Raw genomic sequence first — 14,435 nt, 5'->3', positions numbered from 1 at the left:
GATAAGTGAGGCGGTTAATTCCGCCGTTTTTTTATTTACGGAACGCTCTGATGGCGATCTCGTTTTCTTGTAAAAACTGTACGGCGGTCTGGGCGAAGCTCAGGGCGTGAGAGCCGTCGCCGTGGATGCACAGGGTGTCTGCCTTGAGGGCGACGGCCTGACCGTCGACCGAGGTGACCTCACCCTGCATCACCATCTGGTACACCTGGGCCAGGGCCTGCTCGTCGGTTTCGATCAGGGCATCGGCCCGGTTGCGGGGAGTGAGCAGGCCGCTGCTCAGGTAGCGGCGATCGGCAAACACCTCGTTGGCGGTGGCCAGGCCCAGCCGCTCGCCGGCCTGGACCAGTTCGCTGCCGGCCAGGCCAAACAGCACCAGTTCGGGATCGAAGCGGTAGACTGCTTCGGCAATGGCCTCGGCCAGGGCTGGATCGGAGGCCGCCATGTTGTACAGGGCGCCATGGGGCTTGACGTGTTTCAGCCTGCCCCCTTGGGCACGGACGACTCCATAAAGGGCACCGATCTGGTAGAGCACCAGTTCGTGCGCTTCTTTGGGGCTGATCGCCTGATGGCGACGGCCAAACCCCTGCAGATCGGCCAGTCCCGGGTGAGCGCCAATGGCGACATCATGGCTCAGAGCCAGGGTGACCGTCTCGGCCATCACGCCGGGATCGCCGGCATGAAAACCACAGGCAATATTGGCTGAGCTCACCAGTGGCATGATGGCGGCGTCGTTGCCCAGTTGATAGCGACCGAAGCTTTCGCCCATGTCGCAGTTGAGATCCAAAGAGACGTTAGACACGGTTTTGCTCCTTCCATCTGTGTTTGATTGCGATCTCCAGCCGAGTCAGTGCCAGGTGACGCTTGGCCAGGGCCTGTTGCGCCGCTTCGATGCTGATCGCCTGAAAATTCAGGGTCTGGCCCGGCTTGCGCTGGGCCAGTCGCGGCAGATCCACCGTGGCGATCTGGCCGATCTTCGGGTAGCCGCCGGTGGGCTGGCAGTCACTCATCAGGATGATGGGCTGGCCATCATTGGGGATCTGGATACTGCCTGGGCTGACCCCTTCACTGAGCAGTTCCCGCACTTCATTGCGCACCAGCTGCGGGCCGGTCAGGCGATAGCCCATGCGATCGGAGGCGTTGCTGATCTCATAGACCTGGCGGGTGAACTCCTCACGGCTGGTTTCGCTGAACCAGTCGTACTGGGGGCCCGGGATAAAGCGGATCGGCAGGCTGGGATCCAGGTACCCTTGCAAGACACTGCCCGGTTGCCCTGTGGGGGCGCGCAGGTCGCAGGGCTGGATGCTGAGCTGGTCGCCGGCTTCCAGGCTGCGTCCCTGATAACCGCCGATCCCGGCGCGCAGGAAGGTACTGGCACTGCCCAGCGTCGGAGTCAGTTGCAGCCCGCCATGGACCGCCAGGTAGCCTCGGCACCCTTCCCGGGCGCTGCCCAGGGCAAGGGTTTGTCCAGCCCGAACATTGTGGGCGCTCCAGCCCGACAGGGGGAGCCCATCCAGGGTTGCCGTCATCTGAGCGCCACCAAAGCAGATCACCGTATCGCACTCAAACACCAGGGTCGGCCCCAGCAGGGTGTATTCGATCACCGCCGCCTCGGCGGGATTGCCCAGCATCAGGTTGACTAACCGGGGCGCCAGGGCGTCCATGCAGCCATTGGTGCTAAAGCCATATTGGCGATAGCCGGTCCGGCCCTGATCCTGCACCGTGGTCAACATGCCTGGCCGTTCAATCCGTATCATTGTTGCCCCTCCTTATGGTGCGTTTGCAGCTCGAGGTAGCTTGGCCGGTCAATGGCGACGAAGCGGATGCGATCCCCGGCCTGCAGCACTGTGGGTGGGCTCTGATCGTAATCGACCAGGGGCAGGGGGGTGCGGCCGATCAACTGCCAGCCTCCCGGAGTTTCCATCGGGTAGATCCCGGTCTGGCCCCCGGCGATCCCGACACTGCCAGGTGGAATGGCCAGGCGTGGCGACTCGAGTCTGGGCGTGGCAAGGCGCGGGTTCATCCCCCCCATAAAGGGAAAGCCCGGCGAGAAGCCAAGGAAATAGACCTGGTATTCGCCGCCACTGTGCAGGGCGATCACCTCCTCCTCGGTCAGTTGGTTGTGTTGTGCCACTGTCGCCAGATCCGGGCCAAACTCCGGGTCATAGCAAACGGGGATCTCGACGGTGCGGCTGGCACCCGTCCCCTGGGGGGCAAGCCCTTCAAGGCGTGCCAGTACCTCGCCTTGCAGCACCAGGTAGGGGTTATCCCCTTTGACCTCCAACGGGTTGTAGTGGATGGTCAGGGTGGTGAAGGCGGGTACCAGCTCAATCAGCCCAGGCAACGGGGGATGGCGCAGACACTGGGCCGCCGCATGCACCCGGGCATTGTGCTCCGGGCAGATCTTATCGCCCAGATGAACGATGAGCGCACTGTCACCCAGTGCGCTGAAGGTGATTGGAAAGGTCATAATGTCAGTGTATTCGCTGTGGCCGATCGAAACGATCAGAGTACCGCCAGTCGGCTTTGCGGCAGATCGCTGACGAACATGCAGCCGGGAGCATGGGTGATGACCAGTTCGGGCTTCGCCTGCATGATCACGGCCTGTGGGGTCACGCCGCAGGCCCAGAAGACCGGAACCTCATCGGGGTGGATGGTGACGGCGTCACCGAAGTCCGGTTGGTTGAGATCTTTAATCCCGATGGCGGCGGGATCACCGATATGGATCGGGGCGCCATGGACGCCGGGGAAGCGGGCGGTGGTGGTGACAGCATCGGCGATACGGTTGCGCGGGATAGGGCGCATGCTGACGACCGTGGGTCCGTGGAACTGGCCGGCTGGCTCACACTGGATATTGGTGATGTACATGGGCACATTGCAGTTTTGCTCGATGTGCCGGACCGGGATCCCGGCCTCCAGCATGGGATGCTCGAAGGTAAAGCTGCAGCCAAGTAGGAAGCCGACCATTTGGTCGTTCCAGTACTCTTGAATGGACTGGGGCTCATCCACCAGCTCACCATGTCGATAGACCCGGTAGCCTGGGATATCGGTGCGCAGATCGGCGGTTGGGGCGATGCGTGCCGGAACCGGGTTGCCGGGGTCGGTGACATCCAGCAGGGGGCATGGCTTGGGGTTACGCTGACAGAACAGGAAAAAATCCAGGGCCAGATCCTTGGGTAGGATCACCAGGTTAGCCTGGGCAAAGCCTGGGGCCAGTCCTGCCGTCGGGCCGGTCCAGACACCGTCGCGGATCATGCTGCGTACATCGGCGGGATCCTGGGGGTGGCGGGGCGTTTTATCGTGTTGGTTCATGCTTTCACTCCTTCTCGGGCCCCGTCATTATTATGAGCTTTAGTGGGCACGGTTGCCGTGCTTCGATGGGGCCGGTTTGATCCTGAGGATCTTTAATTTCGACTCAGGTATTTGTTTCCCATGTGATTGTTGTCAAGTTTCCGATTCATTCGACTCTAATCATCTTGTGCTCTTTGACCAAGGGAAGGGGAGGTCCGGCTTGTTAAATTGTGAGTCTCTCGGCAAGTGTGAAGTCTCCTGATTGCCTTCTGATGAAACTAAGGTTTTTGGTGATCGCCCTGGTTTAATCTCTGGTTTTTAGGTTGATTTTTGGCGACTTGCCCAGCCTTGGTGAGGGTGAGGCCAGTGGACCCGACTGGTCTGCCAGTCGGTGGGCGGGTTATCGGGGGCGGGTAGGTGTCGGCAGTGGTTGGTTTTTGTGAGGTCAAGTGGGTTCCATCTGGGCTTTTTTCCAGGATCTCCGTTTGAGACAAAGGCAGTTGTGATAGGATCCCGCGTCACTAAAGAGATTGTGGCTTTGGCCACTCCCTGTGGCCAGGATGCGCCCGGGGCCAACTACACTGCATGGAACAGGCAAAACAGGCTGAAGTGATCCCAGCATGAAATTTCCCGGTCAACGCAAGTCCAAGCACTACTTCCCCGTAGAATCCCGCGATCCGCTCACTAATGAGCTCAATCCGGTGATCCAGCCCAAACATGTCCATGTGACCGGCATCGATCAGACTCTGGTCGATATCGAAGCCCATGTGGATGAGGACTTTATTGCCCGTCATCGGTTGGTGAAAGGCAACTCCATGTTGATCGACGATGCTGCGGCCCATGCCCTGTATCAGGAGTTGCAGGACAAGGCGCTGATCACCGAAGAGTTTGCCGGTGGCACCATTGGCAACACTCTGCACAACTATGCCACCCTGGCCGATGATCGCTCGGTGATGTTTGGGGTGATGAGCCGCAATATTCAGATCGGCAGTTATGCCTATCGCTACCTGTGCAACACCTCCAGCCGAGTCGATCTGAACCACCTGCAGCCGGTCGATGGCCCCATCGGCCGCTGTTTTACCCTGATCAGCGAGTGTGGTGAGCGCACGTTTGCCATCTCCAAGGGGTGCATGGACAAGCTGACCCCCGAGTTTATCGACGAGGAGTTGGTCAAGACCGGTTCGGCCCTGGTGCTGACCGCCTACCTGATGCGTGCCGGGGATGATCCCATCAGCGACGCTGCGATGACTGCCATCCGTTATGCCCATGAAGCCAACGTGCCCGTGGTACTGACCCTGGGGACCCGTTTCCTGATTGAGCAGGATCCCAAGTGGTGGCAGGACTTTATTCAGGAACATGTCACCGTGCTGGCGATGAACGAAGAGGAGGCCGAAGCCCTCACCGGTCAGACCGATCCTCTGCTGGCCTGTGATCAGGCCCTGGAATGGTGTGATCTGATCCTCTGCACCGCCGGTGCCACCGGCCTCTACACCGCGGGTTGGACTGACGAAGCGTTTAAGCGGGAAACCGGCCATATGCTGTTGCCCGGTGCCATCGGTGAGTTCAACCGTTACGAGTTCTCCCGGCCGATGCGTAAAGAGGGGTGCGATGAGCCGCTGAAGGTGTTTTCCCATATCGCCCCCTTTATGGGCGGCCCGGAGAAGATCAGTAACACCAATGGTGCCGGTGATGGTGCCCTGGCAGCCCTGCTGCACGATATGTCCGCCAATGATTACCACAAGCTGAACCTGCCCAACTCCAGCAAGCATCGCTACAGTGGCCTGTGCTACTCCTCGTTTGCCCAGATCTGTAAGTACGCCAACCGGGTGAGCTACGAAGTGCTGGCCCAGCACCAGCCGCGTCTCTCCCGCGGCCTGCCGGAGCGGGAAGACAGCCTGGAAGAGGCCTACTGGGAGCGGTAAGTTCCAGGCTCAATGGATGAAATGCCATAACGCCCGCGAGGAGACTCGCGGGCGTTTTGTTTGGGCGGCGATAGGAGGGCGTTCCTCTACTTGCTTTGGGGTTTGACCGTTTCAATCAAACTGCAACAAGAAGCAGGGGAGCGTAACGGCCCCTGCCGTTTTTCTCGGTGGATCACCAGGCCTTGTAGGGGAGGAACTTACCGTTAAGGGTCAGTACCACCCGATCGCCTTTGGGGTCCTCCTCTTTGTCGACCTCCATGGTGAAGTCGATGGCGCTCATGATCCCGTCGCCAAACTTTTCTTGGATCACTTCTTTGAGCGTGTCGCCATAGACGCCGACGACTTCATACAGTCGGTAGATCAGGGGATCCTGGGGGATGCTCTGATCCCAGGTCTTGGTCGGGTAGGCCATAAGGGCGGGCAGGGCTTCCATGGGTAATTCGAGCAGTGAGCGCAGCTTGGCGGCGGGGGCCTCAGGCATGCTGTTCATGCCCAGGCACGCCGAGGTGGTCCAGACCAGGCTCATGCCGATCTCATCGGCGATGGCTTGCCAGGTCAGCCCTTTGCTCTGTTTGGCCAGCACAATGGCCTCGGTAACGTCCAGCTTGTTCATACGAACTCTCCTTTTTAGGGTTAGAAATGGGGCCAGAGCCATTGGGTGAGGATCACCAGGCTCAACAGCAGCGAGACACTCCGCCAGAAGGCCGCCGGGTTGCGCTCCAGCAGTGGCGGCGCGTGTTGCGTCAGGTAGCGGGGATTGGGGCGGCGCAGATCATGCAGAAATTCGCTGATCTGTTCGTAGCGGTCGCCAGGCAGGGGATGAACGGCGCGGGCGATGGCGGCGTCTATCCAGAGCGGAATGGCCCGTTCGTCCCGGACCAGGGGGCGATACGTCAGCCGACGCTGGGCCAGGCGACTGGTGGCGCGGGCCATATCCAGGCCGTAGGGCAGTTCACCGGAGAGTAACCCGTAGGCGAGGACCCCCAGGGCAAACTGATCCGACCGCTCTGTGCCAGCTTCGCCCAGGGCATATTCCGGTGCACTGTATTGGGCCGTGCCCAGTTGATGAAACGTGGGCAGCAGGGTGCTGATCTCCTCGAGGCCGGCGATCCGGGCTGAGCCCAGATCCAACAGGGTGACCGTCCCGGCCTGGTCAATCAGTACGTTTTCCGGGCGCAGATCCTGGTGGAGGATCTCGAGGCGGTGAAGCGCGCGCAAGGCCTTGCCCAGCTGTTCCAGGATCCCTCTTACCTGTTCGAGTGTCGGGGTGGGGTGATCCAGCCGCCACTGAGCCAGGGTTTGTCCCGGAGCGCGCTCAAACAGGGTGTAGTAGCGGCTGCGGGGCTTAGGTGGCTCTGCGGCCTTGATCAGGTGATCGCTCTGGCAACGTCTGGCGATCCACTCCTCCAGGCCAAAGCGTTCCAGTGCGGCGCTGTCGTCCCGTTGTTCTACCGCAGGTACTTTAAGGATCCGCTCCGCACCACCGGGTTCGCGAACCAGGTAGATGTGGCTGCGATGGTTGTATTGAAGCTGACGCAACACCTCCAGGCCGTCCAATTGATCGCCAGGCCTGAGTTGGCCCGGAAACGGCAGGCCAGCCAGTTGCTGGTGGCGCTCTTTGGCACTGGCTGGGGGCAGGTGCTCGATGCGGACGATTTGGGCGGTCAGGTTGTCGTTCGAGCCGTTGCGCCGGGCCGCTTCAATCACAGCGCGGGTGGCGCCATTCAGGTCGTCGCCATAACGGTGGATCAGGCTGGCCATCGACGATTCTTCTACGAACTCATAGACACCGTCGGTGGCCAACAAAAAGGTGTCCCCGGCGCTGATCCCCAGGGAATGGTAGTCAAGCTCGAGTCGGGTGCCGATCCCCAGGGCTCGGGCGAGGTAGTGCCCCTCGCTGTGATTGACTCGGTGATCTCGGGTCAAGGGCTCCAGTGCGTTCGGGTGAAGACGGTAGATCCGGCTGTCGCCGATGTGAAACAGATGGGCCGTATGGGATTTGACCACCAGGGCCGAGAAGGTGCAGACATAGCCCAACTCGGGATTGGTTCCTGAACCATTCTGGGCCGAGAGCCAGGCATGGATGGCGCTGAGGACCCGCTGCCCGGCCGTTTTGACCGACCAACTCTCCGGGCTGGAGAAGTAGTCTTGCAGGAAGCCGTTGACCGCCGATTCGCTGGCGATCTGGCTGACTGGGCTGCTGCCGATCCCGTCGGCCAGGGCGACGGCGATCCCCTTGGTCTGGCGCAGGGCGCCTTCGGGGATCCAGGCACCATGAAAGTCCTGATTGACGGGTTTGACTCCGGCACAGCTATGCTGGCCCAGGGCAATACGGATGAGCTCACTCATGCTTGTTGGCGTCCGGACCGGCAGATCCGGACGCCCTCCTTAGGCGGTTTGCTCAGACTTGCCCAATGGCGCGACGACGGTGCGCTTGGGCGCGGTACGCACATGGGTGCTGTAGAGGGTCAGGCCAGTGAAGGCCAGGCCGCCCACCAGGTTGCCGAGTACGGTGGGGATCTCATTCCAGATCAGGTAATCCATGATGGAAAAGTCACCGCCCATGATGATGCCGGAGGGGAACAGGAACATGTTGACCACGGAATGCTCAAAGGTCATGAAGAAGAACAGCATGATCGGCATCCACATGGCGATCACCTTGCCGCTGACGTTGGTGGAGATCATGGCACCGACCACCCCTGTCGAGACCATCCAGTTGCAAAGCATGCCGCGAATAAAGATGGTGAACCAGCCCGCCAGGCCATACTCCGCGTAGCCGACGGTTCGGGAGTGCCCTATGCTGGCGATCTTCTGACCGACGGCGCCCGGCTCGATGGAGAAGCCATAGGTAAAGACAAAGGCCATCAGGAAGGCCACCGTCAGAGCGCCGGCGAAGTTACCGATGAACACCAACCCCCAGTTGCGCAGCACGCCATTGAGGGTGACGCCGGGGCGTTTATCGAGCCAGGCTAGAGGGGCGAGGACAAACACTCCTGTGAGTAGGTCGAAACCGAGCAGGTAGAGCATGCAGAAGCCGACCGGGAAGAGCACAGCACCGAGTAAGGGTGAACCTGTCATGGTGATGATGGTGATGGCAAACACGGCGGCGAGGGCCAGGATGGCTCCGGCCATGTAGGCACGGATCAGGGTATCCCGGGTGGACATGGTGATCTTCGATTCACCGGCGTCGACCATCTTGGTGACAAATTCCGAAGGGGCTAGATAAGCCATAAAACTCTCCTTGTATAAAAGTGGTGGGGCTGTTCTACCCATTGCAAGCTGCAACCCCCGTGCCAGCGCACGAAAATGGCTTTAATGCATTGAATTTAAAGTCTTTGGTGTTTTGTTTTAGTGGGTGAAGGGGGGATGGACTGCACTAAGAGCGGGCGTGTTTGTGCGGCCCTTGGATCTCACTGGTGCAGGAGAGACGGTCGAAGCATTATGGGAGCGCGAAGCTCGCAAAACCGCGGAAGATCCACTGACGGGTCAAGGCAGCAACAATGATGGGGCCAATGCGCGTCCATCGCCGTCAGTGGGCGGACCCTGTCAGTATGGGTCAGTGCTCACTAGCAAAACACTAACTCGGACTGGGCGTCCTGCCAGGTGCCACGAATGGGGTAGTGGTTGTCCGGGTTACGGATCCACTCCAGGCCGCTCACCAGGGTTTCCAGTTGGGGACGCACAAAGGGGTTGTTGGAGATATCCACCACATGCAGGTGGCCCTCCTGGTTGACCACAAACAGACCCGGCTCGGCAAAGTTATGATCGGTTTCCTGTGCCGAGCGGGGCAGCGAAATGTAGACGCCCAAGGCCTTCATCTGCGACTCGGTCAGGCCATAGGCGAAGGGAAAGGAGACGGTCAGCCGAGTCAGGTGTTCTTCCAGTTGGGCTTTGCTGTCGGCCGATACGGCGATGATGTCTATGCCTATCTTTTGCAGGGTCTCGACATGCGCCTCCAGCGCCTCAAGGTACTTGGTGCACAAGGGGCAATGCCGACCACGATAAATCACCACCAGCTGCCAGTCGCAGTGCCCGCGTGGTATGCCCAGTGTGACCTCCTCTCCATCGAGGGTCGGTACCATGATATGGGGGAAGATCGCCCCGGGTTGCAGTTTCTGCTTGATGTCCATGAGTGGCTCCTTACATTGAGACTCGATAAACCTATGACCCGTGGATAAACAACTTAGTCGCTTGCGCAGCGGTTTGCAGGGGCGGGTGCGATCCGGTTGCTGTGACTCAGGCTGGTGCGCCATGTCATCGGGAAGTACGTATGAAAAGGGAGCCTTAGCAGGCTCCCTTGTTATCGGTTGCGGGTTAGCGCTCGCTTACTCGGACGCCTTACCTTGAATGCGGTCGTTGGCCCGCAGTTGATCGAACTCTTCGATCTGTTCGAGCATGGACTTGAGAATTTCCGGGTACTGGCGGGAGATATCGTTCTTTTCACCGATGTCTTTCGACAGATCATAGAGCTCGGGCGGGTGGTAGAGATCCTTACGCTCGTAGAGGGAGAGATCCTGCTTGCGCTTCTCCCGGCCGTATTTCTCCTTGAACGCCTTCTTGAGAGGGCCCTGATCGGCATTCCAGACGACCTTGTAATCCCCCTGGCGCATGCCATGGCCATTCTGATCGCGCCAGAACAGGGTGTCTCGCGGTGAGCCGGTCAGTTCGCCAGTCAGGTAGGGAAGAATATTGGTACCGTCATAGTCACGATCGTCGGGCATAGTTGCTCCGGCGGCGGCGACGGCGGTGGGGAAGATATCCAGATTGGAGAGGATCCCGTCGGTGTTCACTGTGCCCCCCTTAAGCTTGGCTGGCCACTTTACCGCGAAGGGCATGCGCAGGCCCCCTTCGTTGTGGGTGGCTTTACCGCCACGGAACTGGCCATTGGGGTGCAATTTGGTACCACCGTTGTCGTTGGTCAGGAAGATCAGGGTATTGTCTTCAAGGCCCAACTCCTCGAGCTTGTCGACGATTTTACCCACCTGGGCGTCGAAGGCTTTGATCATGGCGTCGTAAATGATCTGGGCATCGTCCAGCTCCGGCCCTTTCCCCTTCTGTTTGGTTTTCTTCGAGATGTTGACTTTGGTCTTGGTGAAGCCTTCCGGCAGGTACTCGGCACCCACCTGGTAGGGGGCGTGGACGTTGTAGGTGGCGAAGTACATAAAGAAGGGGGCGTCCTTATTGTCCTCGATAAACTCGACCGCCTTATCCCCCACGGCGTCTGTGGTGTAGCCCGAGCCTTGCACGGGTTGGCCATTTTCCGCCAACTTGCTCCAATCCGTGTAGCTGCAGCGACCGGGGAAACCAAAGAAATAGTCGAAGCCCCGATTGTTGGGCTGGAAATGATCGTTCAGCCCCAGGTGCCACTTGCCGAAGGCACCGGTGGTGTAGCCTGCATCCTGCAAGACGTCGGACAGCATTATTTCTTGAGTCGAAACGCCGATATCCAGCTGTCGAGCCTCCTTATCGTCACCACTGAGGGTCTCGTAGCCGAAGCGGGACTGGTAGCGTCCGGTCATCAGGCCGGCACGGGACGGCGCACAGACATGGTGGGTGGAATAGGCTTGTTCGACGAAGACACCGTCCTTGATCAAGGTATCGATGTTGGGCGTCTCGATATTTTGATTGCCGGTATAGCTGTAGGCGGCGTAGGTGAGATCGTCGGTGATCATCACCACGATATTGGGTTGGGTGGCCATCACGGCGGGTGCGAAGCTGCTTAAGGCCAGGCTTGCGTACTTCAGGCTTGAGTTCATAGTCACTTCCTGTAACAGAACGGGAGAGGTCGCAACAGTTTGAATATAGGCGGCGCGTTGCCTTGTTGTGACTGAACTGTTGCCTTGTGGTAGATGTAACCCGGGTTCCGTTTCGGCGTAAGGTATTTTGCATTTTTTTACCGGCTCTCCCGCTGAATGACGAAGTCACTCTTTAGCGATATACACCCCTTAAAGGGCTAAAGAGCAACGAGGTGACTGGGTAAAGCCAGCCCGGACAGGGCTGGTTTTGGCCGGAGTATGGATTGGGCGTGTGAGGCCCCAAGTGAGGGTTCAGAAGCTCCACTTCACCTGGGCAAAGAGGAGGGTCGAGGGCGTCTGACCAAACAGGCTGTCGCCGCTGCCGTCGAAGCGTTGCAGTACGCCCAGCAGTTGCCAGTCGTTGGCCAGGGAGTAGCTGGCGTTGGCGCCGATAAAGTAGGAGCCGTCCTGATAGGCCGTCGCGGTCAGGGTGAAGCGGCTCAGTGGGGTGATATCGAAACCTATGTCGCCGTAGCCGGTCCAGCGGGTAAAGCTGAGGGTGCGGGCGGTCAGCGGCAGATTCAAGAAGGCCAGGGCACTGTCCGGCGCTTGTGGGTGACTGATGTAGAGCGCCGCGGCTCGGCCCATCCAGTTACGGCGTCCGCCGAAGCTGTAGTCGCTTTCCAGCGTGGCAACGGTCGAGCGCTGCAGGGGCTGTGCGTCGGGTGTCTGCGGTGGCCAGTGGGACTCGGTCGGCTCAAAGTGGGTGAGCTCACCGCGCACGCCCGCGCCTTTGAGATCGCCAGCGAAGCCCAGGCCAAACACGTGATCCAGGTGAGACTTGCCGGCCAGCACCTGGCCATCCCAGCCGCTGAGGTTGAACAGGTAACGTCCGGCGTAGCTGTCCAGCTGACTCTCTTTGGCCGGGTTGTAGACGAGATCGATCTGGCTGGCGAAGCCGAGCTTGCGACTGAGGATCAGCGCATCGGCACCGGGACGCTCCTCGTAGTCGAAGTCATAGACGGAGTAGCTGTTGAACAGATCGTTGGGGTTGAACAGGGTGGCCATGCCCCAGTTGATCCGCGAGCGGCCCAGACGTAGCTGCCAGTCTTTACTGTCGCCGCCGAAGCGGTAGTCGAGGTAGGCACGATCGAAGCTGCTGGTGCCGATCGCCCCCTTTTTGTCGAGCCAGTTATGGCTCAGATCCCAGTAGCCGGGATCCTGCCCCACCAAGTTGCCATAGCCTGGCAGCTCGGCGCTGTCGCCAGCGAATAGGCGGTTGCGCATGGCCAGGTTGATACGCAGCGTGTCACTGAAGCGGTACTCGAAGTTAAAGCGCTGATGCACCAAATGATCCAGCGCTGAGCCGCCTTCGTCGGGCAGGGTGGCGGTGGCCATGTACTTGACGTAACCGCCCAGATCCCACGCTTTTTCCGGGGCCAGGCCTGGGATGGCGGCACTGGCGCAGGCGGGCAGTGACAGCACCGCCAATCCGCACAGCACCGATAGCCCCGAGACACGGTTTTTCATGCGGCGTGCTCCGGCTGCTGGCGCCGATCTTCGGTCAGCTGGCCATCTTCGAACACGATCACCCGCTTGGCCCGGGTGATCACCCGAGGATCATGGGTCGAGAAGATGAAGGTGGTGCCCTCCTGCTGGTTGAGCCGCTCCATGATGTCGAGCAGCTCCTTGGTGCTTTGCGCATCCAGGTTGGCGGTGGGCTCATCGGCCATCACGAAGCGGGGACGGGGCGCCAATGCCCGGGCCACGGCGACCCGCTGCTGCTGACCGCCGGAGAGTTTGGCGGGGATCTTATGCATCTGATCTTTGAGGCCCACCTCGGTGAGCAGCTGCTCGGCCCGGGCGCGGCACAGCGCCTCTTTGTGGCCCTGCAGCTGCATCACGAACTCGACGTTCTCCAGGGCGGTGAGCACCGGCAGCAGGCTGTAATCCTGGAAGATGAAGCCGACGTGATCGCGGCGAAAGGCGATCAGCGCCTTCTGATCGAGCTGGCACAGATCCTGACCGTCGATCAGCACGGCACCGCCGCTGGGGTTGTCGATCCCGCCGAGCATGTTGAGCAGGGTGGTCTTGCCTGAGCCGGAGGGGCCCATGACGGCGACGAATTCGCCCTGCTCTATGGTGAGATCCAGTGGCTTGACGGCCTGCACCGGGAAGTCGGAGTCCGGGTTGTAGGTTTTGCTCAGTTGTTGGGTGTGAATGCTCATGGTTCACGGCTCCTTAATGCTTTTCGGCCATCGCCGAGACCGGCGTTTGTTTGAGGATCTGGCGCGCCGGGTAGAGCGCCGCGAACAGGCTGGCGATCACCACGGTGATGAACACCAGGCGATAGTCACTGGCACTGACTTCGGGGTAGAACAGGGTGTCGACGCCGAAGGCCGCCAGGCCATCGGCCATGGCTCCCAGGGAGATCCCTGTGTGTTGCAGCAGGGCGATCAGGCCGCTGGCAACCAGCAGACCCAACAGGCCGCCGACCACGCCGAGCCAGGCGGATTCGAGCAGCAGCAGGGCGAAGATCTTGTGCTTTTGCATGCCGACGGCCATCAGGACGCCAAATTCGCGGGTGCGTTCGAACACCGACATCAGCAGGATATTGACGATGCCAAAGGCCATGGCGGTGACGTAGATCCCCAGGATGATGGCGTTGCTGACGCCGATCTGGCCCAAAATGGAGGCCAGCATGGGCTGGATCTGACGCCAGTCCCGCACCCGGTTGGCGTCGCCAGCCAGGGCTTGCAGCTCGGTGCGCATCTCATCAAGCAACTCCAGTGCCTGATGATCTTGCTCGACCAGGCGAATGGCGATCTCATGCAGCCCCTCCAGGCCAGCCAGGGCGGTGAGATCGCCCTGGCGGACGAACAGGTTGCCGTCGTCGAAGCCGCTGGCGGGGGTTTTGAAAATGCCCCGCACCCGGAAGGCGGCACCGGCCACGTCGCCATCGACGTCGGTAAAGGTGAGCACCACCTTGGAGCCGATCTGCAGCTTGAGCCGCTCGGCGGTCTTGCTGGACACCAGCACCGGGTTGCGACCCTGCTCATCCAGCCACTGCCCGTCGATCACCGCGCCGGCTATGGGGGTGACGGCGGCTTCATCGGCCGGGATCACGCCGTTGATCTTGATCCCCCGGGTGGCCCTCGCCGAGGCCACCATGCCGTCGGCGATGAAGCGGCCGCTGCTGGCGGCGATGCGCGGCTCTTGCGCCAGGGTGGCGAGTATTGTCTCGGGCGCTTCCAGTACGGCCTCGAGCCGGGGATCGTCCAGGTAGTTCTGGTGGTGGATCTGCAGCTGGCTGGTCTGCCAGGTGATCCCGTTTTGGATCATGTTGCTGTACATGCCGGTGATAAAGCCCATCATGGCGATCACGCCCACCAGGCCGAAGACGATGGCGCTGAGCAGGATCCCGGTGCGCAGCTTGTTGCGCCAGAGGTTGCGCCAGGCCAGCTTAATCAACATGGAACGCTCCTTGTCT

Annotated in this window: 13 protein-coding genes; 1 reads left to right on the top strand and 12 read right to left on the bottom strand. The window is 60.4% G+C overall.

Translation table 11 applies throughout. The features are described 5' to 3' along the window. Positions 1 to 31 precede the first annotated feature (31 nt). Genes AC2D8U_RS00595 through AC2D8U_RS00580 form a run of 4 tightly spaced genes read right to left on the bottom strand, consistent with a single transcriptional unit; the run spans position 32 to position 3,309 of the window. Positions 32 to 799 (bottom strand): LamB/YcsF family protein, encoded by a 768-nt coding sequence (locus tag AC2D8U_RS00595; RefSeq protein ID WP_484617092.1) that lies wholly within the window; start codon positions 797 to 799, stop codon positions 32 to 34. Further along, on the bottom strand, positions 792 to 1,754 hold the full coding sequence (locus tag AC2D8U_RS00590) for a 5-oxoprolinase subunit C family protein (protein WP_484617091.1): 963 nt from the start codon (positions 1,752 to 1,754) through the stop codon (positions 792 to 794). Before AC2D8U_RS00590 ends, AC2D8U_RS00595 begins: the two co-directional genes overlap by 8 nt. After that, complete coding sequence (pxpB, locus tag AC2D8U_RS00585; RefSeq protein ID WP_484617090.1) at positions 1,751 to 2,467, bottom strand: 5-oxoprolinase subunit PxpB; 717 nt, start codon at positions 2,465 to 2,467, stop codon at positions 1,751 to 1,753. Before pxpB ends, AC2D8U_RS00590 begins: the two co-directional genes overlap by 4 nt. A gap of 35 nt (positions 2,468 to 2,502) precedes the next feature. Continuing rightward, the gene (locus AC2D8U_RS00580) at positions 2,503 to 3,309 is read right to left on the bottom strand and encodes a putative hydro-lyase (protein WP_484617089.1); all 807 of its coding nucleotides are present in this window, start codon (positions 3,307 to 3,309) and stop codon (positions 2,503 to 2,505) included. 599 nt (positions 3,310 to 3,908) lie between these two features. Between AC2D8U_RS00580 and AC2D8U_RS00575 the strand changes: the two genes are divergently transcribed. Next, a complete protein-coding gene (locus AC2D8U_RS00575; protein ID WP_484617088.1) occupies positions 3,909 to 5,210 on the top strand; it encodes an inosine/guanosine kinase in 1,302 nt (433 codons plus the stop codon). A 172-nt stretch (positions 5,211 to 5,382) separates the two neighbouring features. Here the strand turns inward: AC2D8U_RS00575 and cynS are convergent, their stop codons facing one another. From cynS to AC2D8U_RS00535, 8 genes are all read right to left on the bottom strand, one after another. Further along, complete coding sequence (gene cynS, locus AC2D8U_RS00570) at positions 5,383 to 5,823, bottom strand: cyanase (protein ID WP_484617087.1); 441 nt, start codon at positions 5,821 to 5,823, stop codon at positions 5,383 to 5,385. Positions 5,824 to 5,843: 20 nt separating this feature from the next. Beyond that, the gene (locus AC2D8U_RS00565; protein WP_484617086.1) at positions 5,844 to 7,559 is read right to left on the bottom strand and encodes a bifunctional protein-serine/threonine kinase/phosphatase; all 1,716 of its coding nucleotides are present in this window, start codon (positions 7,557 to 7,559) and stop codon (positions 5,844 to 5,846) included. Positions 7,560 to 7,598: 39 nt separating this feature from the next. Next, on the bottom strand, positions 7,599 to 8,441 hold the full coding sequence (locus AC2D8U_RS00560) for a formate/nitrite transporter family protein (RefSeq protein ID WP_484617085.1): 843 nt from the start codon (positions 8,439 to 8,441) through the stop codon (positions 7,599 to 7,601). A 335-nt stretch (positions 8,442 to 8,776) separates the two neighbouring features. Continuing rightward, on the bottom strand, positions 8,777 to 9,340 hold the full coding sequence (locus tag AC2D8U_RS00555; protein ID WP_484617084.1) for a peroxiredoxin-like family protein: 564 nt from the start codon (positions 9,338 to 9,340) through the stop codon (positions 8,777 to 8,779). A 195-nt stretch (positions 9,341 to 9,535) separates the two neighbouring features. Further along, positions 9,536 to 10,966 carry a sulfatase family protein gene (locus AC2D8U_RS00550; protein ID WP_484617083.1) on the bottom strand — a complete coding sequence of 477 codons (1,431 nt, stop codon included), beginning with the start codon at positions 10,964 to 10,966 and terminating at the stop codon, positions 9,536 to 9,538. Between the two features lie 291 nt (positions 10,967 to 11,257). Then, positions 11,258 to 12,475: a hypothetical protein gene (locus AC2D8U_RS00545; RefSeq protein WP_484617082.1), complete on the bottom strand. Its 1,218-nt coding sequence runs from the start codon at positions 12,473 to 12,475 to the stop codon at positions 11,258 to 11,260. Further along, a complete protein-coding gene (locus AC2D8U_RS00540; protein WP_484617081.1) occupies positions 12,472 to 13,173 on the bottom strand; it encodes an ABC transporter ATP-binding protein in 702 nt (233 codons plus the stop codon). The genes AC2D8U_RS00545 and AC2D8U_RS00540 overlap by 4 nt, the downstream gene beginning before the upstream one ends. A gap of 13 nt (positions 13,174 to 13,186) precedes the next feature. Further along, entirely contained in the window at positions 13,187 to 14,419 is a 1,233-nt protein-coding gene (locus tag AC2D8U_RS00535) for an ABC transporter permease (protein ID WP_484617080.1), read from the bottom strand. Positions 14,420 to 14,435 lie beyond the last annotated feature (16 nt).

The organism is Ferrimonas sp. YIN67, from assembly GCF_057219095.1.
The sequence above is the reverse complement of the archived record's forward strand: the minus strand, read 5'-3'. Positions and strand labels throughout refer to the sequence as shown.